Consider the following 2,392-nt stretch of genomic DNA (forward strand, 5'->3'; position numbering starts at 1 on the left):
TCGCACTTTCTCTACTCTCCTACGCCGTGCCTCCAAAGTGCTAATTTATCACTTGACTGCCATGAGTGCGGGGGTCATCTTGACTGGCGGTTGGTGTGACTGGGGCTGAGAATTTGGAAACTTTCCCGCTAGCTTGAGCATAGGGGAGAGACGAACCAGTAACCAAAGCTTCTAAATTGCTAGCCATAATCGTGCGGGGTTGATCACCGATGGCTTGGGCGATGGTTTCCCCTTGCTGACTCAAAAATACAAAATGGGGAATCCCATCCACCCGATATCTCAGCATTTCCGGTAGCCACTTGAGATTATCCACATTCAGCATCACAAAATTCATCTTGTCAGCATACTCTGTTTCCAGTTGAGCGATATCTGGGGCCATTTTCTGACAGACAGTACACCAATCAGCATAAAATTCCACTAGAGATGGTTTGCCGTTGCTGACAGCTACATCTAACGGTGTGGACGCATCACTTAATTTGGCAAGGGAAGCTGAGGTTGTTTCAGTTCGCAATCCCAAGAACAGGGCAACGCTGAGGGCGATCGCTACCATTACAATTAAGAAGTTTCTCAAACGCTTCCCCAATGTCGATTCTGACTTATCGGGAGAATTAAGAGGTGAATCAGTACTCATAACAGAATTATTAAAACTTAATAAGCCATTTCTTCTTCAGTTTAGCTGACCTTTATAGGACAATGGGACAAGAGGTGCTGTCTTCCCATCCTCAAGTTTTGCAGCAACTTCATAGGGTTTTATCCCTGACTAAATCTGAGATTTAGTCGTGCGCGAGTAATCAAGGCAGCCGCTTTGTGGCAACGGGACGGGGTGGAATACCGGAAAATCCAACGCAACAGGTGATGAGCGATGTCTACAATGGTCACTGAGCTTTGTCGTACCACTTCGTGGAAGCAAGGCTACGCGCAGCGTCTCGTAGAGAAGTGCGGGCTGTTCGGTGACACACCTGGTCTGACATCCGCGATATCTCTGCATACCGAAAAACCGGGGAAGTCACAGCCCAAATACCCCCAACCCCGAAAACTCTCCTCCAAGCTACAGGTTGGCATCGCAACGCTGACGGTAAAATTGAGTTAATTGCTGCTCAACTAGCCCATGTACAACCATCTTTAAAGCACCGCTAATATCACAGGAAGCAGCTATGTTCTGCCTTTCTATCGCATCATCACGAACACTTAAGCCACAAAATAGAAAGGTTTCTACAGCTATTCTCAACCAACTAGTACCGCTTCGCGTAATTCGTAATTCGTAATTCGTAATTACGTTTTAGCAAGGGTTTCAGAGATTACAAATGGGTGGCTTATTTACGCCGTGCTGTACTAGGTAGAAAATCAGATAGAAAACATCATTGCGGACATCCTTTGATCCCAAAAATCGCAATAGCCCTCAGCTTAATCCAATTGAGCGAATGATCACTTTTTGTAATAAAACTGGCCTCCTCTTACAGTATTACAAGGTGATGTTTGATTTCTAGGGTTATTTGATTGATTAAAAAAATCTCACATTTTCATCTTGGGTATTGAAAGTAATCAAGCGATCGCTATAGATAATACGATAGAAAAGTTCAAGGGAAATAAATTATGAATTAGATTACTACTCCCAAAGGATTAAGCTTGAAGATATTGATAAAAATTTAAGCAAAAACTCGCTATAGTTACAGTTTATAATTGCGACATAAGACTGCAATGCTATTGTCTAAATATAGCTGTGAAAGTCTTGCTGAGAGGAGCAAATCGGAATCGTTTATAAGAGCAATTATGTTTTAATAAGGTTTTAAATAGTGTGTGAATTGTATAACTTCTACTAAAACGTTCAAAAGGTAGAGGTTAAATTTTTCAAAATTTGTAAGTATTAAATGTGGAGAGAAAAAACTCAATCTGGGATGAAATCTCAACTTGAAGCACTTGAAGCATAATAGAGCCATATTTCAGAAATTCAATATACTAGAGCAATTATCATGAGTACTGCAATTGATAACTTCACCAAAAATCTTCATGACAATTTAGAAGCGGTTGAAGATCGGGTAAAATCGCTGAGAGAAAGTATTCAATCTGCGCCGAAAAAAACTCAACTTGAAATTGAATCTCAAATTGATGAAGCGAAAGCAAAGCTGGACGCGAAGAAACAAGAATTCGATGATTATCGGGCAAAGCTCAAAGCTCAATTCGAGGAAAAAGAATCTGAAGTGAAGTCCCATGTCCAGGAATGGAAAACGGGTCGCAAAGCAAAGAAACTCGAACATCGGGCAGATAGAGCTGAAAACCATGCAGCTACGGCGACCTTCTTAGCGATCGCAACGCTCGAAGAGGCTGAAAAAGCAACCTTAGAAGCGATCGCCGCCAGACTAGATGCCGAAGCCGCAACAGTAACTACAAAGAA

The 2,392-nt window shown here is 42.1% G+C and carries 3 protein-coding genes and 1 pseudogene; 2 read left to right on the forward strand and 2 right to left on the reverse strand.

The genetic code is table 11. The features are described 5' to 3' along the window. Positions 1-40 precede the first annotated feature (40 nt). Complete coding sequence (locus ACYTXL_RS14850; protein WP_461925404.1) at positions 41-631, reverse strand: thioredoxin family protein; 591 nt, start codon at positions 629-631, stop codon at positions 41-43. 149 nt (positions 632-780) lie between these two features. On the opposite strand from ACYTXL_RS14850, the pseudogene ACYTXL_RS14855 reads away from it, so the two are divergent. Continuing rightward, a pseudogene (locus ACYTXL_RS14855) lies at positions 781-1,137 on the forward strand (hypothetical protein); the annotation flags it as partial. Here ACYTXL_RS14855 and ACYTXL_RS14860 read toward each other — a convergent pair. Continuing rightward, positions 1,049-1,228 (reverse strand): hypothetical protein, encoded by a 180-nt coding sequence (locus ACYTXL_RS14860; protein WP_461925406.1) that lies wholly within the window; start codon positions 1,226-1,228, stop codon positions 1,049-1,051. The pseudogene ACYTXL_RS14855 and the gene ACYTXL_RS14860 sit on opposite strands and share 89 nt — an antisense overlap. A 742-nt stretch (positions 1,229-1,970) precedes the next feature. Between ACYTXL_RS14860 and ACYTXL_RS14865 the strand changes: the two genes are divergently transcribed. Beyond that, positions 1,971-2,392, forward strand: a 422-nt coding sequence (locus ACYTXL_RS14865; RefSeq protein ID WP_461925405.1) for a hypothetical protein, incomplete at its 3' end; no start/stop codon positions are given.

Source organism: Nostoc sp., assembly GCF_054880495.1.